This is a genomic window from Methanosarcina sp. WWM596, from assembly GCF_000969965.1.
GTDB lineage: Archaea > Halobacteriota > Methanosarcinia > Methanosarcinales > Methanosarcinaceae > Methanosarcina.
The window spans coordinates 288,315-314,136 of the sequence record NZ_CP009503.1; the positions used below are offsets into that span (position 1 = coordinate 288,315).

Annotated in this window: 17 protein-coding genes and 2 pseudogenes; 12 read left to right on the forward strand and 7 right to left on the reverse strand. The window is 41.0% G+C overall.

All coding sequences use genetic code 11. The features are described 5' to 3' along the window. Positions 1-5 precede the first annotated feature (5 nt). Positions 6-1,427 (reverse strand): MATE family efflux transporter, encoded by a 1,422-nt coding sequence (locus MSWHS_RS01355; protein WP_048125381.1) that lies wholly within the window; start codon positions 1,425-1,427, stop codon positions 6-8. Positions 1,428-2,131: 704 nt separating this feature from the next. On the opposite strand from MSWHS_RS01355, the gene MSWHS_RS01360 reads away from it, so the two are divergent. Beyond that, positions 2,132-4,471 (forward strand): ATP-dependent DNA helicase, encoded by a 2,340-nt coding sequence (locus MSWHS_RS01360; protein ID WP_048125383.1) that lies wholly within the window; start codon positions 2,132-2,134, stop codon positions 4,469-4,471. Positions 4,472-4,579: 108 nt separating this feature from the next. Here MSWHS_RS01360 and MSWHS_RS01365 read toward each other — a convergent pair whose 3' ends face one another. The 3 genes and pseudogenes from MSWHS_RS01365 to MSWHS_RS01380 form a co-directional block, all read right to left on the reverse strand. After that, positions 4,580-7,216 carry a PGF-pre-PGF domain-containing protein gene (locus tag MSWHS_RS01365; protein WP_048158670.1) on the reverse strand — a complete coding sequence of 879 codons (2,637 nt, stop codon included), beginning with the start codon at positions 7,214-7,216 and terminating at the stop codon, positions 4,580-4,582. Positions 7,217-7,278: 62 nt separating this feature from the next. After that, a pseudogene (gene tnpC, locus MSWHS_RS01370) lies at positions 7,279-8,736 on the reverse strand (IS66 family transposase). 615 nt (positions 8,737-9,351) lie between these two features. Next, entirely contained in the window at positions 9,352-11,493 is a 2,142-nt protein-coding gene (locus MSWHS_RS01380; RefSeq protein WP_048158673.1) for a PGF-pre-PGF domain-containing protein, read from the reverse strand. 648 nt (positions 11,494-12,141) lie between these two features. Here MSWHS_RS01380 and MSWHS_RS01385 point away from each other — a divergent pair. The 5 genes from MSWHS_RS01385 to MSWHS_RS01405 all read left to right on the forward strand — a co-directional run bounded on the left by MSWHS_RS01385 (position 12,142) and on the right by MSWHS_RS01405 (position 16,195). Continuing rightward, positions 12,142-12,588: a GerW family sporulation protein gene (locus MSWHS_RS01385; RefSeq protein WP_048125387.1), complete on the forward strand. Its 447-nt coding sequence runs from the start codon at positions 12,142-12,144 to the stop codon at positions 12,586-12,588. Between the two features lie 103 nt (positions 12,589-12,691). Further along, positions 12,692-13,504 carry a DUF2953 domain-containing protein gene (locus MSWHS_RS01390; RefSeq protein WP_048158674.1) on the forward strand — a complete coding sequence of 271 codons (813 nt, stop codon included), beginning with the start codon at positions 12,692-12,694 and terminating at the stop codon, positions 13,502-13,504. Positions 13,505-13,538: 34 nt separating this feature from the next. Then, entirely contained in the window at positions 13,539-14,504 is a 966-nt protein-coding gene (locus tag MSWHS_RS01395) for a beta-ribofuranosylaminobenzene 5'-phosphate synthase (RefSeq protein WP_048159524.1), read from the forward strand. Continuing rightward, the gene (locus tag MSWHS_RS01400) at positions 14,501-15,511 is read left to right on the forward strand and encodes an NOP5/NOP56 family protein (RefSeq protein ID WP_048125392.1); all 1,011 of its coding nucleotides are present in this window, start codon (positions 14,501-14,503) and stop codon (positions 15,509-15,511) included. The genes MSWHS_RS01395 and MSWHS_RS01400 overlap by 4 nt, the downstream gene beginning before the upstream one ends. Then, entirely contained in the window at positions 15,512-16,195 is a 684-nt protein-coding gene (locus MSWHS_RS01405; protein WP_048125394.1) for a fibrillarin-like rRNA/tRNA 2'-O-methyltransferase, read from the forward strand. 260 nt (positions 16,196-16,455) lie between these two features. Here MSWHS_RS01405 and MSWHS_RS01410 read toward each other — a convergent pair whose 3' ends face one another. Next, on the reverse strand, positions 16,456-17,001 hold the full coding sequence (locus tag MSWHS_RS01410) for a winged helix-turn-helix domain-containing protein (RefSeq protein ID WP_048125396.1): 546 nt from the start codon (positions 16,999-17,001) through the stop codon (positions 16,456-16,458). Between the two features lie 440 nt (positions 17,002-17,441). Here MSWHS_RS01410 and MSWHS_RS01415 point away from each other — a divergent pair, with 440 nt between their 5' ends. The 6 genes from MSWHS_RS01415 to MSWHS_RS21870 all read left to right on the forward strand — a co-directional run bounded on the left by MSWHS_RS01415 (position 17,442) and on the right by MSWHS_RS21870 (position 23,342). Beyond that, positions 17,442-18,131 (forward strand): DUF2162 domain-containing protein, encoded by a 690-nt coding sequence (locus MSWHS_RS01415; protein ID WP_048125398.1) that lies wholly within the window; start codon positions 17,442-17,444, stop codon positions 18,129-18,131. Next, entirely contained in the window at positions 18,128-18,757 is a 630-nt protein-coding gene (locus MSWHS_RS01420) for a MotA/TolQ/ExbB proton channel family protein (RefSeq protein ID WP_048125401.1), read from the forward strand. Before MSWHS_RS01415 ends, MSWHS_RS01420 begins: the two co-directional genes overlap by 4 nt. 24 nt (positions 18,758-18,781) lie before the next feature. After that, entirely contained in the window at positions 18,782-19,195 is a 414-nt protein-coding gene (locus MSWHS_RS01425; protein WP_048125403.1) for a DUF2149 domain-containing protein, read from the forward strand. Between the two features lie 1,588 nt (positions 19,196-20,783). Then, positions 20,784-22,304, forward strand: coding sequence for a histidine kinase dimerization/phosphoacceptor domain -containing protein (locus tag MSWHS_RS01435; protein ID WP_231585528.1), 1,521 nt, complete (start codon positions 20,784-20,786; stop codon positions 22,302-22,304). Between the two features lie 673 nt (positions 22,305-22,977). After that, a complete protein-coding gene (locus MSWHS_RS21865; RefSeq protein ID WP_255353729.1) occupies positions 22,978-23,106 on the forward strand; it encodes a hypothetical protein in 129 nt (42 codons plus the stop codon). A 2-nt stretch (positions 23,107-23,108) separates the two neighbouring features. Next, positions 23,109-23,342, forward strand: a complete 234-nt coding sequence (locus MSWHS_RS21870; RefSeq protein WP_048158675.1) for a cobaltochelatase subunit CobN — start codon at positions 23,109-23,111, stop codon at positions 23,340-23,342. Between the two features lie 281 nt (positions 23,343-23,623). Here the strand turns inward: MSWHS_RS21870 and MSWHS_RS01445 are convergent, their stop codons facing one another. After that, positions 23,624-23,992: a DsrE family protein gene (locus tag MSWHS_RS01445; RefSeq protein ID WP_048125408.1), complete on the reverse strand. Its 369-nt coding sequence runs from the start codon at positions 23,990-23,992 to the stop codon at positions 23,624-23,626. 306 nt (positions 23,993-24,298) lie between these two features. Further along, positions 24,299-24,594, reverse strand: a pseudogene (locus MSWHS_RS01450) (acetyl-CoA synthase subunit delta); the annotation flags it as partial. Positions 24,595-25,822 lie beyond the last annotated feature (1,228 nt).

The following is a 25,822-nucleotide window of genomic DNA, read 5'->3' on the forward strand; positions in this document are numbered from 1 at the left end:
AGCGGTCACTTTCCTGAAGCAGGTAAATTCCCTAAAGCAGGTAAATTCCCTTCAACCGGGTCAATTATCACATTTTTTCCTTTTTCAGCAAGCAGTTTGAACTCCTGGATTACCATGAATAGGGTTACTGCAAAAGCCAGGGTATCTGCAAGAGGGAAGGCTGCCCAGACCCCGAAGAGCTCCAGATACCTAGGGAGTATAAGTACCAGCGGGATCAGGAAAAGCACCTGCCTGCACATGGATAAAAATAGGGAGGGTCTTGTTTTGCCGAGCGCCTGGTAAAGAGCCCCTCCAACGACCTGAAAACCCACAAGGGGGGTTGCCAGCACCACAATTCTTACGGCGTATTTTCCTTCAACTATCAGCTGGTGGTCTCCACTGAATATCCCGAAAAGCTGCTCCGGAAACATGTAGAGTACCAGAAAACCTGCAATGGACATAACTGTGGTGGTGAGGATGGCAAGCTTTACAGTTTCCCTTACACGCTCAAAGTTTTTTGCTCCGTAATTGAAGCCTACAATCGGCTGAAGACCCTGGATAATTCCGAACATGGGCATGAAGGTAAACATCAGGAGCCTGTTAATTATCCCGAAAACAGCAATTGCTATGTCTCCTCCATAGAAGGCAAGGAGGTTGTTCAGGATTATTACCATGAAGCTACTTGATACGTTTCGCGCAAAGGGGGATACCCCGATTTCCAGGACTTCTTTTATGATTTTGCTGTCCGGCCTAAGATCAGTAGGGTGGAAATTGAGTGTGCTATTCCCACTCAGGAAGTAGTGGGCAATGTAAAGTACTCCTATTGCCTGGGCCAGAACAGTTGCGACAGCAGCTCCCTTAATTCCCATCCCAAAGCCAAAAATAAAGAGGGGGTCAAGTATTATATTGAGACCCCCGGACATCATCATGGATTTCATGGCAACCTTTGCATTCCCTTCGGCACGGGCAACAGCATTTGTTACCATTGCAAGTGAAAACAGGACAGTGCCGGAAAGGATTACTCCCAGGTATTCAAGGGCATAAGGGAGAATAGTGTCAGTTGCCCCGAACATTTTTAGGAGGGGTACGATATAGAGAAGCCCTGCTCCTGTTATCAGTAAGCTCGAAAAAATGGAAAGGAAGATCAGGTTTGCAAAAATTTTGTCGGCTTTTTTCGTATCTCTTTCCCCAAGGCGGCGAGATATGATGGACGCTCCTCCGATGCCGATAGCAAGGCTTACAGCCATTCCGATCATCTGGATAGGGAATGCAACTGCAATTCCTCCGATTGCCTGGATGCTCTCGGTTCCATAGGCCCTGCCTACGAATACCGTGTCCACAAGATTGTAGAAAGCCTGTACAAGCATTCCTATAGTTGCGGGCAATGACAATTTAAAAAGAAGTTTTCCGATTTTTTCTTCTGCCAGCATCCGGCTTCTTTCGTCCATCCTTTAATTCCTCAGAACTGTTCCCACATTTTATTTCTAATTGTTTTTATATTAGAGTATGAAACTTACAAGAACAGTTAATTGAATATAGTCTTATCGATGTTATGGTTTTATGAAATTGGAAGATAAGGCCGGAAAACTTTATCTGGCTATCTTTCGTCTGTCTTTCGTCTGCCTTCGGATAACTGGTCAAGCAATTACACACCACTCAACAAGTAAAAATAAATCCTCTCCCTCTGTGTTGGTATAGTACCAGGGATCGGTTTTTATCTGGCTTATTCGGTAGACAGTATAAATGATTTAATGATTCTCATAATAATAGTTCTCTGAAAATATCCCTCAAAAATAACTATAATAACGGGTTTCAAAATATTTATTTACTGTCGTGGGCGATAGTTAATTATGGTTCTTAAAGATGGTTAATGACAGTTCTCAGAAAGATATTAAGAGGAACTGTATGTTCCCCAGTATAATACATAAATATATAAATACCTAAATAAATATGTAATTATACAAATATATAAATGACGAATATATAAGTATATAAATATATAAATAACTATTATATAAATATATAAATAACTATTATATAAATATATAAATAACTAATATATAAATAAATAAATTAATAAAGTCTCAAAATGAATAAATTCCGATGGACTGTTCAGGGTTCAGGAAACCGGAGAGGTATCAGGGTTAAGCGTATGATGCAAAAGAACGGATACATGCGATATTTTACAAAAAAAAGCTGCTACCCAAACCAGGCAGAAGCCATGGAGAAGATTCATTCGGCTCTCCTGCAGGAAAAAATCGTGCTTTTTGAAGGGGCGTGCGGGACAGGCAAGACCCTGAGTTCCCTTGCTCCTGCTCTTCATGTGGGGAAGAAACTCAATAAGGTCGTAATCATAGTCACAAATGTCCACCAGCAAATGGTCCAGTTCATCCATGAGACCCGGGACATCAACAGGGACAACAGTATAAAAACAATTGTTTTCAAGGGCAAGACCTCCATGTGTCCCGAGAACCTCGACTATGAGGAGTGTAAGCTAAAAGGGGAAAACACCTATGACCTCCTTGAGTTTGAGAGGGAAGTCTCTTCAAAGGAAAAAGAACTCAAAGATGCCTCGGAAAAACACAAACGGACAAAAGACCCTGCCCTCTACGCCCTCAGGAACGAGCTTGAAAAAGAAATCGAGGAAGCCCGAAAAAAGGCGCAGTCCCTGAGAAACCACTCCTGCCCAAAGCTTTATGAGGTCCTCAAGTTCGAGGGAAATGAGTTTTCTTCCTGGCTCTTTTCGGATGTAAGAAGCCCTGAAGATGTTATGGAATATGCGGAAGACCGGGGCATGTGCGGGTATGAGTTGCTTAAAAAGGAGCTCAAAAACACAGAACTTCTGATCTGCAATTTCCATCATGTGCTCAATGCTGATATCTTCATGACTCTCCTTAAATGGCTTGAGAAGGACCCTGAAGACATCATTCTTATCTTTGACGAAGCTCACAACATCGAGGCTTCAGCCCGTTCCCATTCCTCCGTAATGCTTTCCGAAATATCCATTGAAAAAGCTCTTTCTGAGGTAGGGGAGATTCCTGAGCCTGACAATTCTTCTGCATTCGGGGGAGGTTTCGGATCAGGCTCCGGAATCCCTCTTGACCAGGACTATGCCTCCCGACTCTACGCAAAAAGGCTTTTTTCCTGTTTACTGACCTCTATAAGAGATACTTATGACTCTAAGTTGAAGTTCGGGGAGAGGAACAGGCTTGGAAAACACTGGCAGGACATTCAGATTAGTGATCCTTATGAGCGCCTCGATGTCCTGAAAGTTCGTTTTTTGCGGGATGCAAAGAAAGAAGGGTTTGCAGATGAAGAACAGGTACTTACCAGGCTGCGGGAAATTGGGGAATTTGGAGGCAGGCTGGAAGAAATTTATGCTGAAAACTACAAAAAAGGGCTTCTTTCTGTTCCCAAGCGTTCCCAGATCCGTTATGTTGCAGATTTTCTTTCTTCTTATCTTGTACTTTCGGATCGGCAGAACTATTACCCGATCCTGAACATGCGCAGAGACTTTAAAAGCGACAGGGTAATCGGCAGGCTTGAACTTTTCACCTGTATTCCCAAGAATGTGACCCAACCTTTGCTTGATTCCGTTTATTCGGCAGTGCTGATGTCGGCTACCCTTCGGCCTTTCGAGATGACCAAATCCTCACTGGGCATTACCCGGGAAATAGAAGAAATCACCTATGGGACTACTTTCCCACAGGAACGAAGGCTTACTCTTGCGGTTTCAGTCCCTCCTCTCTTTGCAAAAAACAGAGACAGCCCGGAAACTCTGGAAAGTTTGAAAGAAGCGCTTCTAGCTGCCATTGCTGCATCGTCCGGAAACGTGGTCGTTTATTTCCAGAGTTATGCGGAAGCCCTCCGCTATACAAAACTCCTTGGGCCCGAGCTTACGATCCCAATTTTCCTTGATGAAGTCGGGGTCTCAGCCCAGGAGATCAGGCAGGAGTTTTTCAAAATAGGTGAGCAGGGAGGAAAAGCTTTGCTCATTACCTATCTCTGGGGAACATTGAGTGAAGGTGTTGATTTCAGAGACTCCCGCGGCAGGACCGTGATCATTGTAGGCGTGGGGTACCCGGCTCTGAATGACAGGATAAAAGCTGTAGAGTCGGCATATGACACGGTTTTCAATTTTGGAGATGGCTGGGAGTTTGCAGTCCAGGTGCCAACAATCAGGAAGGTAAGGCAGGCAATGGGAAGAATTGTCCGTTCTCCTGGAGATTTCGGGGTAAGAATCCTCCTTGATGCTCGCTACCAGGGCTCCCAGATGCGCAAGCTGGGCAAATTTTCGGTTTTCGGATACTTCCCTCCCGAAGAGAGCAGAGAGTTTCTCGATGTAGCTCCAAGGGATGTGGGAAACTTGGTAGAAGAGTTTTTTGCAAATATAGTGCCCTGTTCCCCTGAAAAAAAGGAAAATGATAAAAAGGAGCCGAAATCTCCGGCTTCAGGTCGGCTGGAGTTCGGAAACCTTGCAGAAAAGCTCTGAAAAGTAAATGGCTCCATTACTCCATCTTTTTTCTTCATGATCACAAATTCATCATGTTAAATGTGAACTGTAAATAGGAGAAGCGGAACGTTATGAAACGTCCCGGTATCATTTCTTCATGCTCTTCAATACCAATCCGACTAACCCCAGAGCTCCGATAACGATCCCTACGCTTAACAGGATATTGCTGTTCCTGCTGTTCTCCTCAGATTCAGGTTCTTCAGTCTCGTTCTTTTCTGATTGAACATCACCAATAGATCTTTCTTCAGCGGGAATCTGTTTACTTTCTTCCTCAATCTGTCGGATAGTCGTACCTGTTATCGCAAAGGAAGAGAACCCGGGAACATCGGTAGTGAAGTAGAGGTATTTATCATCTTCTCCTGTAAGGTTGGTCGTCAGCTGCTCCCAGTTTTTTTCCTCATACCTGTTCAGTGTGATCGAGTCCTGATCTATACTTTTATTCTGTATCCAGGACTTCTCAACCTTGAAACTGAGAACAGGGTTTTCTATATTCTTTGAGCTTGCGATTTTGCCATTTCCAACCCAGACATTAAAGGATTTGTAGACCTCCCCTGCAGGCAGTTCGGAAACAAGTGCGGACTTATTTTTCAACTGCTCAGCAATAGTTGTGGTTTTTCCCAGAGTCTTTTTTGCGTCAAAGCCTACATACGCAACACAGGTTGCATTCTTTGTGAAGTCAAACTTTACAGCTTTTCCGTTTGTAATGAAGACCTGTGAAAGCTCCTTCACTTCAACATTCTTTGCAGGCTCAGGGGAACCTCCTCCACCGCCACCACCGCTACTGTGACTGCTTCCTCCTGAACTTCTCTTTTTCAGCACATTTATTTCGAGAGCTTTTGAAACCGTGCCGTTTTCATTGCTTGCGAACAGGTTTACGGTATAGGTTCCCGGAGATGTGTACACATAATCTATGGTACTGGAGCTTGCGTCAACCACTCCGTCATTATCAAAATCCCAGCCCGTCTCGGTTGCTTTTTGCGAGAGGTCTGTAAATAGGACTGCAAGGGGAGCATATCCGCTCGTAACATTCGCGCTGAAATCTACAACAGGAAGCCTGTCATCCTCTTCTGTCTCCAGCACTTCTATTCCTAGTGTTTTTGAAGCCGTGCCGTTTTCATTGCTCACTGTCAGGTTAATAGTATAGTCTCCCGGGACTTCATATACGTAAACCGGACTCCTGTCGGTGGAATCAGGTTGTCCGTTGTTGTCAAAGTCCCAGCTCCAAGAAACTGCATTTTGTGAGAGGTCGGTAAACTGGACCTCAAGAGGAGCAGGACCCTGAATAACGTTGGTGCCGAAATCTGCAACAGGAATTGTTGGTTTGGAGGTTTGAAGGACAGTTATCGAACCTGTTTTTGAAGATCCCCCATTTGCATTGCTTGCTGTAAGCGTTACAGTGTAGGCTCCTGCTGAGGTGTATGTGTGTACAGGGTTCTGGTCTGTTAAAGTGGTTCCGTCTCCAAAATCCCAGCTCCAGGCTGTTGGAGAGCCTGTACTCGTATCTGTAAATGAAACCTCCAGTGGGGTGTTTCCTGAGACAACATTGCTTGTAAAGTTAGCAACAGGAACGACTGGTTCAGTGGTTTGGAGGACCGTTATCGTACCGTCTTTTGAAGCTGTTCCGTCTGCATTGCTTACTGTAAGCGTTGTCGTGTAAGTTCCTGCTGAGGTGTATATGTGTACGGGATTCTTATCTGTTGAAACGTTCCCGTCTCCGAAATCCCAGTCCCATGTAGTGGGATCTCCTGTGCTTTTGTCAGTAAATGAAACCTCCAGCGGGGCATTCCCTGAAGTAACATCGCTGCTGAAGTCCGCAACAGGGGGCACAGGCTCAGGTGAGCTGGACGGGTATACAAGAGGCAGGTAATCTACGTATGAGCTGCCTGGCAGGGTGTATGTAGAGTCGGAAATCCCATCTCCATCATTATCTAATGCTGTGTCGGAGAACCCTGTTCCATCCGGTTTTCCCCAGTAGTTCCCTCCGATATTAGAGCCACCGACGATATTTGTTTCTTCGGTTTTTGTAGTATTAAATCTACTTCCTGACCCGGTTTTAATGGATATCCCGGTGTTATTGAAGTAGTTATTATAAACCAGATTTCGGTCACACAAGCTACAACTATAGAATCCTACATTATTGTTTAAAGTAACAGTATTGCCTGAAATGTTATTATCGTCAGAGCTGCCAATATAGATGCCGCGTTCGGAATTGGTAACCTTATTTCCGGATATGATATTGTTTTTTGAACTCTCAAGCAAAATTCCATAATAACCACAATTTATAACTGTATTACCTGATACCGTGCACTCTGTAGAACTCACGAGATAAATTCCGCGCCCGTTAACCGTGAGTTTGTTTTGTTCAATTACACAGTTATTGCATCCGGATAGACGTATTCCTGAGGCGCTTTGCGCAGTTGCTGCAGCAGCTTTAATGCCGCTAATTTTTACCCCGTCCGCATCCACAAAGACCGCGTTGTCTGCTGTATTCTTAGCTTTAATCATTGTATCGTCAGGGTTTCCGGATGCTGACCTGATAGTTAGGCCATCTGTATATATTTTGACATTTTCTGTATAAGTCCCGGGTTGTATGGTTATTACGTCCTCTGAACTTGCATTGTCAACAACAGCCTGTATAGAATCTCCTGGCTGGACTGTAATCTCGGCCGTGGCTCCAGTACCTGAAATTAATATTAAAATGAGAAAAGCAATTAGTAAAACGATTAATTTATGTAACTATTCAGCCACTGATAAAAAGACGTTTTTTCAGCAAAGTGCTGCAATTATCAGGATAATAGCGGCGCTCCATTGAGCGCCGCTAGAATAGCATCCATTACATTCATGCCATTCTTTTTAATTGAGGATATGTATGCCCTAATTCTGCAGAAAGCTACCGCTCCTTCTATGCTTCGGAAAGTTCCCGAAATTTTCTGTTGTAGCTTCATCATTCTGATGTCTCGCTCTGCTTGATTGTTATCAAACGAAACTCTCAGGTTATTGAGGAATCTCAGAATCGGTTCTTTGTGTATTATGAACCTATCAAGGAGATTCTTTGCTTTTGTTTGTGCTGGTCTTCCTCTCTTTTTCACCTGATCTTTTGAGGGCTCAGGTGGTGGATTTTCCTCGATTCCGTCTTGAATTATTGCATCGTATACTTCCTCGAATTCCCGAACTTTTTCTGGATCTATTGGAATTTCCATCTCTCTGCATTCATCAGTATACTTTTTCATCTCACTGAGGAGTTCATTAATCTCTTTAGCCCATTGCTGTTTAAAATTCTCTTCAATCCCAGTAAGTTCCCTTTTAAGATGAGCGTTGCACAGAGCATGTTCACATCCATACTTGTTGTATGAAGCAAGCCCATCATGAACTGCTACTCCCTTGTATTGCGGAAGAAATCCCAGAGCATCCATTGCTTCTGTCCCTCTTTTTGGGTGTGCGAAATAGTAGGTCCATAGACTATTTGATACTACATGAAGCCACCATTTTGTCCCTAAAATTCTCATTCCTGTCTCATCACAATGTGCAGAATAGGAAGCTAATAGATGTTCCATAACAGCTTTTTCAAAAGGTTTCAGGTTCTGGAAACATTTCTTTTCTGCTCTTTTTATGGTAGCTGGGCTGATACGTATACCGTATACATCCTCTACTAAATCACAAGTCCTTTCATAAGGAATCAATTGATAGTTCCTAAAATACAGAATTGAGGCTAAAAGACGAGGACCATATTGAATTGGGAATTTTATAGACTCTGGAAAAGAGCCTTTGTTAACTTTCCCACAGTGAGGACACTTCTTGATTTCACAACGATGTTCAGTAAATATGATTTTTGCAGGAGGAATTTCAGCTTCTTGTCTGCGTTCATAGTCATCAACTTCAGTATCTTCAAGATGATGACCACAATTTTCGCAGCAGTCCGGTGAATGGACTATGACCTAATCAGGGTTTTCAACCATTTCAAAAGTCTTTCCAGGATGACCTTTTTGGCCACCAGCTTTTTTGCCACTACTTGTGTGGCGACCCTTAGGTTTAGGTTTCTCATTACAAAAAACATCAGTAGAAGGAGGTTTACTGCTATTTTGGCTGTTTTGATTCAAACGAGCCTCTAAAACTCTTACACGTTCTTCAAGTTCAGAAATATGAGAAGCTTGTTTCTCCATGATAGCTTCATATCCTTGGATTTCAACAATAACTGCTTCAGGACCAGCTTCATAGGTTACAAGGATTTCTTCACGTGTAAGCATGATGTTGAAAAAGAGAGTTATTTTATATGCAATTTTTCCTCGGAAAGAGGAAAAATTGCTTTTACTAAAGGTATGGCTGAATAGTTACTAATTTATTTTTAATTTCTAATTCCTCCGGCTATTCAAGAAATTGGGGGTGAAATCTGTATTATAGGTAAATTTGTTTGATGGGTATATTCCATAAACCCTCAGCAGAAAACCCGTTATATCTTTAAAATTAGCGGGTAATTAACTTGTTAGCAGTGAATCAAGATATACTCAAAACCATGCGAATGTATAAATCTGCTTATAATTATTTAATAACTGCTTATATTCACTCCGCATCAACTTCTTTATATTAAAGAGTTATATTTAATTGGAAAGAATGTTAATTGATATAAATATTCTGATTTAGATTAATACTTTTAAATAGAGATAAAATATGCTATATGAGGTTGAAGCCCGGGGATGTCTGGATAAAAGGGTTACGGACATAATCGAGGATAATTGAGTCCTCCGGGGGCGAAAATTAGAAAACGTGATGAAGGAATAGGCCTTCATCAATCAATTTTTCGGTGTCAAAATCTGCATTCTGTTTTTGATTTTTTTCCTTTCTTTTTTTCAACTCTTACTTTCTCACTTTCTTTTATATTTAGGGATAGCGGACAAGCAGATTATCCCGTAGACTAGTTCAAATCCTGGGGCTTTCGTGTTCTCTCCCTGTGCAGCGCTCTGTTCAACTCCTTCTCCCGCATTTTTTACTGATTCACCTTCTGCGAGGCGAGTTTCCTGTTCTGGTCCCGAGCCTGTTGTATCTTCTCCGGAGAAGCTTGTTGCCTTTCCTGTCATTGCAAAGGATGAGAATCCGGGAACGTCTGCTGTGAAGTAGAGGTATGTATCGTTTTCTTCCGTGAGATTAACTGATATCTGTTTCCACGCTTCTTCCTCATCGTTATACCTGTTCAGGGTGATCGAATCCCGGTCTATACTTTTATTCTGCAGCCAGGCTTTTTCAACCTTGAAGCAGATTACCGGGTTTTCAATGTTCTTTTCAGTTGCAAATCCGCTGTTCCCCACCCAGACATTAAAAGACTTGTAGACCTCGCCTGCAGGAAGTTCGGGGACCAGGGCGGACTCGTCCTTCAGCTGCTCAACAATGGTTGTGGTCTTTCCAGCGGTCTTTTTTGAATCGAAGCTCACGTACACTACACATGTTGCTCCTTTTGCAAAATCAAACTTTACGGCCTTGCCGTTTGTGATGAAGACCTGGGAAAGTTCCTTGGTTTCAACGTTTCTTGCAGGTTCGGGGGATCCTCCTCCACCACCACTACTACTGCTTCCGCCGCTGCTTTTCCTCATCACGGTTATTGTAGTAGTTTCTGTGTCCGTGCTGTTTGCATTGATTGCGGTCAGTTTAGCTTCGTAAGTCCCTCTGGAACTGTAAGTATAAACAAAGCTGGACTCATTAGAATCTTCGATTCCGTCATTGTTTACATCCCAGCTCCTTCCTGTTGCATTTTGGGAACGGTCGGTAAAGAGGACTGTAAGGGGATAATGGCCGCTGGTTTTATTTACTGTAAAATTTGCTGTGGGAAGAATGTTATTATCACTTTCGTTTCCTTCATTTTCACTTTCGTTTTCTTCTTCCTCTTTTTCTAGCACAGTTATATCAGCAGTTTCTGAATCAGTGCCATTCAAGTTGCTTACCGTCAGGTTAACAGTATAGCTTCCTATCGCTGAATAAGTGTGGATTGGATTCTTTTTGGTTGAAGTAGCCCCGTCTCCAAAGTTCCAGTTCCATCCTGTTGTATCCTTTGAAAGGTCGGTAAAAAGGACAGAAAGAGGGGCATTCCCACTGGTCGTATTTGTTTTGAAATTTGCGGTAGGGAGGACAGGTTCAGGTTCCGTCCTGGGAGTTACAAGAGGCAGGTAGTCAATAGAACCTTCTGCGATCTGATATGCTTCCTCAGCTATCCCATCGCCATTAGTGTCCATGTGGGTCTGGGAAAAACCATCCCCCGAAGGTGTCGCCCAGTAGTTCCCGGCTATATTGGGTCCATCGATGATATTTTCACCTGCAGTTTTTGTAGTGTTCAGAGTGCAGAATGCTGCATCCTCAATCTGCAGGTTTATATTATTATAAAAATAGTTGTTGTAAATCGTGGCAGTGTCGTCGATAAGGCGGATACCTATGCCACAGTTTTTGAACGTATTTCCGGTGACTATGTGGCTGCCCATACCCCATCCGAAATGTATACCCACATTACAGTTTTGAAATGTATTCCCTATAATTTTATTATGCCAGCTGTCATAAGTATTTACTCCCGCCCCACTTCCTGTAAAGAGGTTGTTCATTATTGTCTGATTTCCATACATGTAACTGCTACCCATACTTACGCCGCAGTCTTCAAACCTGTTATTCCTTACTGTACATTCTATGCCGGCTCGGTCAAAATCAATTCCCTTAGTAATCGTTAGCCCCTCAACACGCGAATGCATGTACAGATTGAAACCACCAACTGAAGGATATCCTGAGGCTCCTTTTATTGTCACAGACACATTCACATCGATTCGTTCATCGTCTGGATAAGTTCCAGGATTCACTATTATAGTGTCTCCATCAACCGTATTATTTAGTGCATCCTGTATTGTTGTATAATCTGCAGATCCGTCATCGTCCACATAAATTGTTGCAGCTGATGCGCTTCCCCCTACAGACAAATAAAGTACAAGAATTACTGCAAATAAGAGGATACTATTTCTTTTTTCTTGCCACATAATAAACCCATTAAAATATATTTGGATGTCCAATTTGATAAATATTTGATAAATATTACATGTTCCCGTTTCCGGTTTTTGTAACATGCTCCATTCTGGCAGCTGTGTTACTTTTTTAACATATCTAAAGCTTCCAAAGCCCGGAGTCAGAATCTATGGTTTTAAAGAGTATTACTTTTAAAGAAAATGTACTGTTATATTATATTAACGAAATACTTTCTTATTTTTTCAATAAGCGTTTCCATCTTTCCTAATGTGTATGTTTCTCAATTAAAAGCTCTCAATCAAAAACGCCATATATTTCAAAAAATAATCTCAAGTAAGCCGGGTATTTGGTTGAATTTAGGGAAGAAAATAGACCCGGGGAGATAGACTGGAGGAAAAATATATCTGAAAAGACAGGCCAGAAGAGAAAAAGCATATACTCCGAAGGGTTCCGAAAAAAGCACTATTATTCTTACTCTAAAAATTGAATTTTAATTCGGAGTTACACCCGGTTAACTGTGAATACAGGGGAACAGCAAATACAGGATTACTCAAATACAATGAAGTTAATCTCTCTTATAACTTTATTATAAATGTCTTTAAGATGGGCAACATTTATTACTCATATAAACAAATGATACCGTACATCGGGGGCTAAAAAAGATGGGCGTAGAAGAGACCATTAAAGAAATTGCATCTGAACTTGAAAGAATTGCAACTACGAAAACTGTTGTAGGAGATCCTATTACAGCTGCCGGGAAAACAATCATTCCTGTTTCCAAACTCACAATGGGTTTCGGAGGCGGAGGTGGGGAAGGTAAAAAGGAGAAAGAATCCGGATATGGAGGTGGCGGAGGTGCAGGTGCGAAGATAGAGCCTGTTGCTTTTATTATGCTCTCTGAAGATGATGCAAAAATTTTCCGGATCTCTGAGAAAGGTGATGTAGGTTCAATCCTCAGTTCCCTTCAGGAGGTTGTGCCTGACATTCTGGAGAAATTCAAAGGCAAGACCGGCAAGCACAAAAAAGGAGAGGGGTCGGAAGCTGGCAAAACGGAAATTAAAGAACAAGAGCATACGGAACCCGAAGGGAAAGGGGGCTGTTTCCAGTAAATCCCTCCGGTTTAACCTTTTTGAGGAATTTTCCAGGAACCAGAACTAACGATTAGGATCTTCGGGATAGTCAGGGCTATCTTTTTCCCTCAACCTGTTTAGCATGCTTGCCATCTATCTTTTTCTTCTGGTTTTTCTGCTTGTTTTATTCATACTTTTTACAGCGATAGTTCTTACTTTCAAGTTCAAGGTCCTGAGCGTGGAAGAAAAGAAAGAACTGGGAGGCATATTTACTGTAAAATGGCTGCTCTTTTCCTATACTTTTTCAATTAAAGAGCCTGAGGAGGAAAAATCCATTCCTGAAAAGCCAGAGCCGGAAGAAGCTGAAAGCAGAAAGGAAGACCTCCTAAAATCAGAACTCAAGATGCAGATGGAAAAAGACAGGGAACCTGGAGAAAAGAAACCTGAAGAGGAAACATTAATTTTTGAGGGCAAAGAGAAAAGAGGGATATTTGCCCGGCTAAGAAGGAAAAAAGAGACTGGTCAGGAAGTTGAGGTTGAGGCAAAGAAAGGGATGAGCACCAGAGAAAAACTTCACTGGGGCCTTGAAGCTTACAAAGCTCTTCGAAAACCTCTGCTCCGTCTGTTTTCTGACACACTTTCCGCAATCAAAATCAAAAATCTGAAGGCTGACCTTACTTTCGGGCTTTCCGATCCCGCAGACACAGGAATGCTTTGCGGGCTTATACATGCTCTTCTGGGAACGGTTTACAACCGCTGTCGGAACTGCAGTTTTTCTGTATGTCCCGTGTTTATGGAGACACTGCTGGATTTTCGGGGGAACGCGGAGATTCGTATAAAAATATATTCGCTGATTTTTCCATTCCTTAAATTTATATTTAACGGGAAAACTTTATCTTTTACTTATTCGATTGTTAAGGAAAAACTTCGGGGTAGTTCGAAGGTTAACTCCTAAGCTTTATGAATAAGCAATGAGGATACAAATGAATATGATTAATGTAGTGTCTCCATCCAGACTGCATCTTACCCTTATTGATCTTAATGCAGAGATTGGCAGGGTTGATGGGGGAGCAGGAATTACTCTCGAATCACCCAGCCTGGAAATTTCGGCAGCTGAAGCGGATGCAGTCGAAGTTGTGGGGGATTCCCTTCTAGCAGGCAGGATGCGAAAAGCAGCAAAAGCTGTGCTTCCGGCAGGGAAAGGCATCAGGATTCATATTAATAAGGAACTTCCTGACCATGTAGGGCTTGGCTCAGGAACCCAGGTCGCGCTCTCTGCAGCAGCAGCCGTAAATGAGATTTATGGACTTGGAAAAAGTGTCCGGGAACTCGCAGTTGCCGTAGGTAGAGGCGGGACTTCCGGAATAGGGGTTGCTGCTTTTGAAAATGGAGGTTTTGTCCTGGATGGGGGGCACAAATTCAGGGATAAAGGTGCATTTTCTCCTTCCGCGGCCAGCCATATGCCTCCAGGCCCTGTGCTTTTCAGGAGGGATTTCCCCGACTGGCATATTGTCCTTGCAATTCCCAATACCAAAGGCGTCCATGACGCAGAAGAAGTCGATATTTTCAAAAAAGTCTGTCCCATTCCTCTTAGGGAAGTCCAGGAAATCTCTCATGTTATTCTCATGCAGATGCTCCCTGCGCTAATCGAAGAAGACCTGGAAAGTTTCGGCAGGGCAGTCAACCATTTCCAGACTGTGGGCTTTAAAAAGAGGGAAGTTGAACTGCAGCCTCAGGCTGTACTCGATGCCATGAAATATATGCAGGACAACGGAGCCAGTGGTTCAGGGATCAGTTCTTTTGGGCCTGTCGTCTACGGGATTGTCGGGAGTCCGGGAGAAGGTAAAAAACTCCAGAAAGAAGTCCAGCGGATGCTTGATGAATCATTTGGTGGGGATGTAATGCTTACAAAGGCAAAGAACCGGGGTGCGGACATCTTCGGAGGCTCCGATTGAAAATCGATACCTGGTTTGGAGTTCTTGAGATAGGCAGCAAAGGAGAAGTCTTTGCCTCCTACCCTTTTCCAAAAGATATCAGAGAGCTTGCACTCCGTTCCCTTTCTTTGAGGGGCAGCAAGAAGAATCTCCCCCCCGAAGGTTTTGACCTGAAAGCTGTCGCTGTCGAGTGCAGGTTTGTAGAGTCCCCTTCGGAATATTATTCTCTTTTACATGAAGTCATGCTGGAAGCTGCAAAAATCCAGGTCTCAGAGGCTCTTACTCCTGACCAGCGCATAGTTCAGGCAGTAGAAGCCCTTGACGACATCAATGAGACAACTAACTCCCTTTCGGAAAGACTTTTTGAGTGGTATGGAGGTTATTTCCCCGAAAGTGGGCTCAACGGGGAAGCTCTTGCGCTTTTTATCGTTAAATACGGCTCCCGTGACAATATTGCTCCTGATGATCCTCTTTTCTTAAAAGCCAGGAATTCCATGGGCGCAAAACTCGAAGCTTCAGATGAAGCGCTTCTTAAAGGTTTTGCAGAGAGCGTATGCGGTCTCTACGAACGGCGAAAGCAGATTGAAACTTACATCGAGAGCAGTATGGAAGTCCTTGCGCCCAATCTGACCATGATTGCGGGGCCCATGCTAGGGGCAAGGCTCATAAGCATTGCAGGCAGCCTTGAAAAACTTGCTGCTTTTCCGTCCAGTACAATTCAGGTTATCGGGGCCAGCAAGGCCCTCTTCAAACACCTCCGGGACAGGGCACCGTCCCCCAAGCACGGGGTAATCTTCAGCCATCCCCTTATCAATACCTCGCCCTGGTGGGTGCGAGGAAAAATTGCAAGAGCCCTTGCAGCAAAACTTTCCCTTGCCGCTCGAATTGACTTTTACTCCGGGAAAATTGACCCTTCTATGCAAGAGAAACTGGATGAAAAAGTCCAGAAAATCCGGGCTTCAAATCCCAGGCCTCCGCAAAAAAGGCATGAAAGTGGGGCAAAACCAAAGAAAAAGAGGAGGAAGTAAATGCCCGAAGTCAGGAAGCTTTATGATGGGGTTTTTGAGGTTACAAAGGGCAAAAAGCAGCTTGTCACAAAGAACCTGGACCTGGGAAAGACTGTTTATGGAGAAAAGCTAATCCCGGTTGAAGGAGTCGAGTACCGGACCTGGGATCCTCGCCGGAGCAAGCTTGGAGCCATGGTCCTCAAGAAGTTCAATATTCCCCTTAAGGAGACTTCAAAGGTTCTCTATCTGGGGGCTGCTTCAGGTACAACGGTCAGTCACGTTTCTGATATCGTCTCTGAAGGGGCAGTATACGCTGTTGAATTTGCTCCGAGAAGTATGCGCGACTTTATAAGGCTTGCTTCCAGACGCAAAAACATTTTCCCCATCCTTGCTGATGCGGGGAAACCGGACAGTTATGCCCATATCGTTGAGCCTGTAGACCTGATCTTTCAGGACGTTGCCCAGCCCAATCAGGCAGAAATCGCTGCAAGAAATGCTGCACGTTTTTTGAATAAAAGTGGATATCTCCTGCTCTCGATCAAGGCCCGTAGCATCGACACTGCGGCAAGTCCGAAGGAGATCTTTACGGAAGAAGTAAAAAAGCTTGAACAGGCTTTCGAACCCAGATTCGAAATCTTGACTACCAGGGATCTTATGCCCTACCATGAAGACCATCTTGGAGTTCTGGCAAAGTTAAAAGAGTGAACCTGCTTTTCCGGAAGATTGAATTTTTCGGAAATTTATTTGATCAGGATTCTCTGTATGGTAGTATAAGTTACTTTCACATAGGCTACTTTCATGAAGATTACTTTAGTTAAAGTTGCTCTGACGAACTTTAGTTAAAGTTGCTCTGATGAACTTTAGTTAAAGCTGCTCTGATGAACTTTAGTTAAAGCTGCTCTGATGAACTTTAGTTAAAGCTGCTCTGATGAACTTTAGTTAAAGCTGCTCTGGTAAGAGCTGCTTTATCTCTTTATATTCACAAGTAACCTTTTTTTCGTGACCGGAATTAGCTTCTTCCATTCCACGATGGCATCTTCATAAAACTTATATTCATCTACAGTTTTATCCGAGAATTTGCCGTCCACCTCATATATATAAAAACCCTCTTCCCCGTCAGTAGAGACTACCTTTGTCCTGTCTCCCATTTTCCTTACCTCTACAGCTGTTACGCTTTTCAAGGCTTCAAGCAGACTCGTACCTTCCTCCACCTCAAGCTTCTTGTTTTCTGCAAAGCGGTCCAGGAAAGAATATACATTGTTCATTTTTATGCCTATCATATGGGTATTTCCAAACTTTTTTCTTTCTACAAGTTCGGCTTTTTCCAGGATTTTTACATGTTTAGCAGCTACAGGCACGGAAATCCCTATTTCTCTTGCAATACCGGAAATATGCTTATCCCCTTCACTCAGGCTTTCAAGAATAGAGAGACGTGTATCACTTGAAATCGCCTTGAAGAGGTTTTCTCCACCGCCGTTTATTCCTGAATTTCTCATAACACTTACTACCATGATTACTTCTATTTTATCTCAACTACTTATAATTATTGCCCCTTCTAACACAAGTAACTCATGTTATGGTATCTTCTAATTGCTTTTTTCTTTTATTTTTATATCAAATTTACTTTCATTCCTTTCCCCGATCTCGGATTGTTCAAAAATATTCCATGGTTAACAGGGTGAATTCTCGCATAATTTTTGTTAAATTCTGACTCTCATTTGCTATTCTTGTCCCTGGATCTTTTTTTAAGGCAAATTATATATTAATGTATTCATATACCTGTTCCCTCACTTTTATGATTGTTTCTCTGCAATTCCTGTCGCTGAGAGTCTGGAATTTTACCTTTATTCTTAAAAAACGTCTTCAATTGAACTTGTTATCCATATGGATAACGAACGTTACCCAAAAACCAGTTTTTATTTAATCCTATTATAGATGCTCAGAAGGTACTATGGACTCTTCGACGTTGACTGTTATTGGAATTTTGATAGGTATCCTTCTCTTCGGGATAAAAACTGGATTAGGTTGTGGATTTTCAAATATCACTACACGAGAAATTCTTACAATTGCGAGTAGTTACTTTTTTCTTGCTCTTTTATTCGGAAGCGTTGCTGATCATATAAGCCTGGATGCTTTTGAGCGTCTTTCTTCAATGGGTATGGGAGTCCATGTTCTTGTCTCCCTGCTTCTTATAGGGGCCGGGATTTATACCCAGAAAAAATGGAATTCAGGAAAAGATGTTTCCAGACACACTTTTCTGGCTATATCCATGCCCTGTCCTGTCTGCTTGGGGGCTCTTGCGGTATCCTGTATGCTGCTTTCAGAAAATCTCAATTTTTCTGGGATAGAAATAGGGCTTCTTGTAGGAATTGCTTTTTTTACTGTAGTTGTAGCTTCTTCTCTTCTTTTCAGGTTTGGGAAAACCCGGCTGGGAATGACTCCTGAAACAATGGGAAGCGCCATGATGCTTCTTGGAATTTATTATCTTTTAGGGGCTTTGCTAATACCGGCATATATGAAAACAAAACAGATGAACCTGGCTCCTATGGAAACGGGAGAATCAAGCATATTTCCTCTTCTGGCTTTCGGGGTCCTGGTCCTTGCAGGTTTTTTCCTTGGTCGCGTGAGGTCTAACCAATGAGTAATATGGATCTTTTATCCCAGACGATGTACGTATTTTCATCGGCTTTGCTGTATCCGGTAATGATACTTCTGACAATCCTTGCCTTCGTTTCACTTATCCAATTAGGAGAATTCATCTCTGAGTATTCAAAAAGGAACAGGGACCGGAACAACCTGGAAATTGATTGCAAAAAAATACGGGACAGTCTCTCTAATTCGGCTTTTTCTGAAGCATCAAGGGCTCTTGAGAGTCTAAAACAAAATTATATGGTCACGTCCTTTGCAAGAGAAGCTGCAAAATACCTCGAAGAACGGAATTTTCCTTCAATTGAGAAGCTCTCTGAGGAATACGAGATAAAAATGGCAAAGCGCCTTGAAAACACGAAGATCAGTTCAACGGTTGCCCCTATGCTCGGACTTATGGGGACGCTGATCCCGCTGGGACCTGCCTTGATAGGGCTTTCGCAAGGAGACCTCGAAACCCTTGCACAAAACCTGATGATTGCCTTTGCAACTACTGTTGTAGGGCTCTTTTCTGCCGGAATAGCCTATGTGCTTACCCAGGTCAGGAGGCGCTGGTACTGGGAGGATATGTCGGATATCGATTATATTCTGGATATACTCGAGGAGAAGAGCGGAAATTGATTGTTTTCTTAAAGGAGGAAAACCATGCGAAAACCCAGACGGTACAGGCGAACCGGGCTTTTAAATGACCCCGATGAGCAAAACCCCATGACCGGGGTTGCCAATCTTTTTGACGTTGCAATGGTCTTTTCTGTAGCTTTACTAGTAGCTCTTGTGATGTCTTACCATCTTCCTGAGCTTCTGAGCTCGAATGAAAATATTACTATTGTAAAAAATCCCGGAGCTGAGGACATGAAGATAATCATCAAGGAAGAGGGGAAACCCATAGAAGTCCTGAACATGACCGATAACATTGGAGGGGGAACGGGTGAAGCCCTCGGGACAGCTTACAAGCTGGCTGACGGCAGGGTGATTTACGTGCCTGAAGATTCGGAGGGGAATGGTACATCTTCTTCAACGGACACATCCGCTTCAACCGGTACATCCACTTCAGATTAATTTTTTTCAATAATTTACGCAAGTTTAGTTGTTGTGGCCTTCATTGGTGGAATTTATCTGGGATTCAGGAAAAAGAAGTTTTAATTTCGTATGTGAAATGAGGCGCAAAATAATAAGCGCCGTATTTTTTTTGGTAAGGCAAATTAATTCTTCATCTGCGCATATCTGCGTATATCTGTGGAATATTGATTCCTTTTTCTTTTTTTCTACATATTTTTAGGCTCTTTGTCATTCTCTATGGATAAGACGATTTTCACTTCAAGACCGCGTTGGTTTTTATGAGAATAGCCACACAAAACAACGAAGAGCCTATTTTTTAACCTATCCCGCATATCTTTTTTATTGGGGACTCTACATGGGAGATGTATCAACTGCTTTTTTTCTCACAACATTTGCAGGAATTTCAACTGGTTTTGGTAGCCTTATAGCTTTTTTGGTTCCCAATCTGAAGTTCACATGGCTGTCCTAGTTGCTGGGAAATCCTGAAAAGTCAAAGTGATACCTTCTTCTTAACTCCCATGTGAGCTGTAATCTGGAAGACCGCATTCAGAGTTGGTGATTAATCGCTTTTTGGTTCATAATTCACTCCTGAACATCTGAGAAAACTTGGTTACTGAAAAGTTATCAAAATTAACACAATTGTCCTATGAATCTGATTTTGATATAATAATTGAAGAATTTGCATGTAATTTCGGTTTTGAGGTCATAGAACCGGAAGGAAGTACTAAAATCGTGCAAAAATCGTACAATCAGATGCGAAACATGATTTTCAGACTGCTTAAAGTCTGAAGATGTTTTACACGCTTATAGCTGGAAGTTCAAGTATTGAAATCATCGTTTTGGTGCTTTCTCCAATTAACTCCACTTTTACTTGTTTTGTTATTTTTTCCTTTTTTTAATTTCTTTCTCTAAAATGCGAAATCTATATATATTTAGATGTATTCTTATCTAATATCAAATCAAATTTACTTGATTTGTCTAATAGGTTCTGTTTTGAGTCCTCCGATAATCTGCAGTCTCTAAGGAGTAATTTGCCATTTTATATCTCCTTAAACTTGCAGTTTTCCGGGAATAATTTGCCTGAAATCTCACACATTTTATTTTAATATATAAGTTATTAAATTACGGAAATGAAAAAAGTAAATAAATGATTTCATTTGTTGGGAGATTATTAAGTATGTCGAACTCAATAATTCCAAAATACCTTTTAAAATACCTTTTAGATGATATTGACAGGTTCATACATGAGAATTATCATTAACCTTTGCCATACTCTTTACTTATTGCTCAAGCATTTTGTTTAATTAAAATTCTAATTTGAGATTCTCTTAATAACCTAATTTGACAGATTCTGCTAATTAATACAGTATTTTCATACAAAAAACACGTTGTATCGACGCATTACAATTTGACAAAATAATAAATGTCATAAATCACTAAACATCCGATCTAAATTTAACTTTAATGAAGAAAACAGATGCATGAAGCCCATTTATACATTAAAAAATGTATACTTCTGTCAAAGTAGGGTAATAAAGCAAAAATATTGTGATAAATTTTGACTCTTTATCCATGGCCAAAGATGAATATGAGATACGGTAATATAGATCAGAAATTGATGGATGGTGAAACTCTCTACAGGATGATATTCGATCATAGCATAGATGGTATTATCCTGACCGATCCAAGAGACGATGGAAATATCCTATCAGCAAATCTTGCAGTTTGCCGTATGCTTGGATGGACGGAAGAAGAGCTTGTTGGCAAAGAACATGATGCAATTTTAGATCTGCAAGAACCGTCGCTATCAGCTTTATTAGATGAACTTATTCTCTCTGGGTCAGCAAGAGCTCAACTTACTTACAGGCGTAAGGACGGAACTACATTCCTTGGAGAGGCAAGCATGGTCTTTTTTATGGATTGCAACGGAGAGCCTCGAACGGTTTCTATCATCAGAGATATTACTGAGCGTAAGCAGACCGAAAAATCCCTCTATAAAGCATATGAAACTTTAGAAGAAAAAATTAAAGAACGTACAGCTGAACTTGAAGAGGCTTATAAATCATTGCTGGAAAATAAATTAAGTCTCAGTGAAGCTCAAAGAATAGCTCATATCGGGAACTGGGAATGGAATCTTCTGACTGATGAAGTCTACTGTTCGGACGAAATTTACAGAATACTCCAGGTTCATCCGCAGGCACCGGTTTCAGCTCATAATGATTTTTTGAGTTATATAGATCTGGATGACCGAGACTTTATATATAATTCTATTCAAAAAGCTTTGCAAGGAGAGCCCTTTAGTATTGAATATAGGATTAACTTATCTGATGGAGAAAAGCGTACAGTTCATTCGCAGGGAGAAGTTGTTTTTGATGAGAAAGGTAGCCCTGCTCAGATAAGAGGAGTCCTTCAGGATATAACTGAGCGCAAAAAAGCTGAAGAAGCTCTGGAAAGAATGGACAAAATTCGGATAAAAGAAATTCATCACAGAATCAAGAACAATTTGCAGATAATCTCTTCTCTGCTAGATCTTCAGGCAGAGAAATTCGAGGATGAAAACATTATAGAGGCTTTCAGGGAAAGTCAGAACCGGGTAATCTCAATGTCTCTCATCCATGAGGAACTTTATAAAGGTGAAGGGACTGATACACTGGATTTCTCGGCATACATTCAAAAATTAGTTGAAAGTCTTTTTAAGACTTACAAGCTTAGTGGCAAAAATTTCAGTCTGAGCATGGATATGGAAGAAGACATTTTTTTTGATATGGATACGGCTATCCCGTTAGGAATTACCGTTAATGAATTAGTTTCAAATTCTCTCAAACATGCATTTACGGGGAGAGATAAAGGGAATATCCTTATTAAACTCTGTAAGGAAGAAATAAGTTGCAACACACATAAATCCCTTTTCAGCCTGACAATTTCTGACGATGGAAAAGGACTTCCGGAGGATCTGGAATTAAAAAGTGCCGAGTCCCTTGGTTTGCAGTTAGTAAACATTCTCGTTGACCAGTTAGATGGAAAAATTGAACTTAAGAGAAATAATGGGACCCAGGTTACTATCAGATTTATGGTGACGGAAAATGATAATCTGATTCAGTCGGCTTAAAATCATAGGATGAAGATAAGTAGTTTGAGGATATATACAACATTTAAAAAGTGTGTGATACGGAAAGATCTCCACAGTAGTTTTTTAGAAAATTGTCCTTTTAAAAAATTGTCCTTTTAAAAAATTGTCCTTTTAGAAAATTGTCCTTTTAGAAAATTGTCCTTTTAGAAAATTGTCCTCATAAAATTAATTCTCTTTTTATAATTCTTGTAAAATAGAGTACGTTATTATTACAACCTACATTCCGCAGTATTTTTTTGAAAATCAATATTTTTTCCGATAGCGTTTTTCAAAAATTCTCAATTAATATACCCAAACTGAAATTTGAATAAAAATTGAATACTAAGTTTTTTGGTCTCTGAACATACCGTATAGCCATTTTTAACTCCTGCATAGAAATCCGATAAATTCACGTTAGGACAAAAATCGATAGCAAGAAAAATAATGAATATACGAAAAATACTGCGGAAAGTGGGTTACAACAGCCATAACGAGACTTATCCGCTTAAGGTGTCGTATGTCCTCTAACTATGGAAACACTGCGCCATCATGGGCTTATGGAAGCACAGATATATTCCTTCCTTGGAGTAGAGCCTGCGAGAGATAAGGGGTACATTTTACCGGTTTTGAGGTCATACCACTAGAAGAGATGAATCATCCGAGGATCGATGTAATGGTCCATTCCTCTGGACTGCACCGAGATACGTTCCCATATCCACTGGAACTGGTCGACGAGGCTGTCCGAAAGTTGCAGACATTAATGAAATCAATGAAACGAACTATGTCAGATGAAATTCACTGAAAATGGAAGCTGTACCCATAACAAATGGTTACAATGAGAGCACAGCACATTATCTTTCAAGATCAAGGATCTTCAGTGAAGCACCCGGGAACTATGATAACGGAATGGAAGATACAATAGCAGCAAGCGATACCTGGGAGAATGAATCCAAACTTGCCGACCTGTTCGTTCAACATTCTCCTATATCTATGGGCAAGATGTATGGGGTGACGGGTATGAAGCTGTGTTCACAATGAACCTGATATCAAATTAATTTAATACGAAAAATAGTTTAGCAATATCAATAACTGAAAAATATATGAAAGTTGACGCTTATGTCCCATGAAATTAAGATTTCATGGGTTTTACGCTTCTTCCTATAAAGATGAAATCTATGAACTGTTGACTTAGATCCATCGCGACGAGGAACATCTTTCAAGTACAATCTGTCATAACAACGTACAAAATGCCGTTAATTAACTTCCTCATATTTGCGCGTGGTCTCTCTGTATGTGATTTCGGTGGAGGAATCCAAGGTTCAGAAATTAATTACTAGCTGGTTTTCTTCAGTATATGTCAGAAAAAGTTCTGCTATATTTTTTGAACAAATAAATTCAATCCCTGGAATTAGTTCCTCTTTATTAAACCCGATCATATCTGAGGCAAGCTGACAGCACCGAAACTCTACTCCCATGTCAATGCACTCCTGAACAGTGGAATCATATTTTGGTGATCCTCTGGTTTTATTTTTTTTTGCAAGCAGTACACCCATAGGTCCCCATAGAACCACCAGTACTTTGAGTCCCTTACTCCGGTAAAACTTTGCAAATTTGAGAGTTTCCTGCGGGCTGTTGCTCTCATACACCATATTTTTAAGTAATAGTAAAACTTTTTCGACTTTTGCCATAATAGCTCCAGGTCTAAATCATACTTTGAAGCGACCGGCTACTTGCTTCCATATTTTACTTCCTTAACTATTTTGGCTATGCTCAAGAGAATCTACAATTTGGAAATATAAATAGGATTGAAAGCTTTGTTTAAGATTTAATCATGAAAAACATCAGTCTGACATTAATGAACAATTAATCTAATTATACTCAAAAAATAACTAAAGATATGGATTTAGCTAATAGATTTTAGCTTCGTAGATAATATAAATATAAAAATAAGAGATTATCCGTTTTTGAGCCATTTTGCAAGAACTTCATGCTCGTTTGGCAGGAATCAGGTCTTTAAATTTCGGATTGCAGGAGAAGGGGAATCTTCAGGAGCGACTTTGGGAGCACCTTTGCCCACAGGGACGCTGAACACACTATTAATTCTTGAGAACTGCTGTGCAAGTATTGCACACTCCTGTCCGAGGGTAGCAGCAAGCATCGGATCAAAGCCGCTTCCGAGTCCATCAAGATCGAGCTCGGTGTCTCCTTCTATATCTACCCCTTCAAGAGATAGTATTTGTACATCTTTGAATTTGTCTGTTATTTCTGATAACTTAATTTTCTTTGTCATGTAATCCTCTCTCTATCCGTAAGTTTTTCGTTTTATATGTAATTAAGTAAAGTATAAATACAGATTTTACTATTCGATATGAAAGTACAGGTTGTGTTGCAAAAATTCTGAAAGTTAACAACTCTAATAACCTAGAAAATGGCATATACAAGTATCAATTATAGCCTTAAAGTGCGAGAAGAATATTTTTGCAACACAACCGGGATTTGGGACCCCAATGAAGGATCCTTACTTTGTTTCTATTCAGTTTCTATGTTTTTTCAATCCTTGAGGCAAAGTTCTGGAGTTTTTTCTTTTGGTGAGGTTTCTGGCTTATGTAGTTGATACTGATTTCTCAATACCTTTGAATTAGTTCTCAAGGCGGTAGTAATGCTATGTCAAATTGTTTGACATCTTTACTTCCAAGCACTGCTTATACAAGTTACTTTATATAAATTTAGCAAAAATGATAACAAGTTTTAGCTTTATGAGTAAAATAAACACAGTATAGGTATTTTTGACCAACCTCACCTATCCAACCTTACTGGGTCCTGGCAAAGCAGTTAAGACTGTTTTTTCAGAAGTATGTATCCCTGCAGACTATTGATTCTCTGATCTTTTTTTCTACATATTTTAACCTTATCCCGTATATTTTCTTTATCGGGGAAACGGTATGGAAGATGTAACAATTGCTTTTTTCCTGGGGATTCCCGGGATGGGGCTTCTGGACCGTATGGTCGAGCACATCCATATGGACATCCTCTAAAGCTATTGCAGGAAAGAAATAGAGGAAAATCAACCGAATTTCTTGAAAACCAAGTTGTAGCAGCCCACAGGGTCAACTCTAGTTACCGGGAAATCCTGATAAGTTACAGTGATATCTTCTTCTTAAAGTTACAGTGATATCTTCTTCTTAAAGTTGCAGTGATATCTTCTTCTTAAAGTTGCAGTGATATCTTCTTCTTAACTCCTATGTGGGCTGTGAATTAGAAGACTGAAAAAATAAAAAAATTAATGGAGGTTTTAAAGCAACATACTTCCGGAATACTGCAGTTTTAGGGAGATTTAAAATGGCAAATTACTCCTGGAAGACTGCAGATTTAAGGAGATTTAAAATGGCACTTTATCTCGCAAATCAAGTATATCTAATTTGCTTATGGGTAAAACTACGTCTAAATATATATATATTTCGTAGTCTTGAGAATTGGTTGATAAAAATAGATACTGTTAAAACAAGTAAAAATGAATA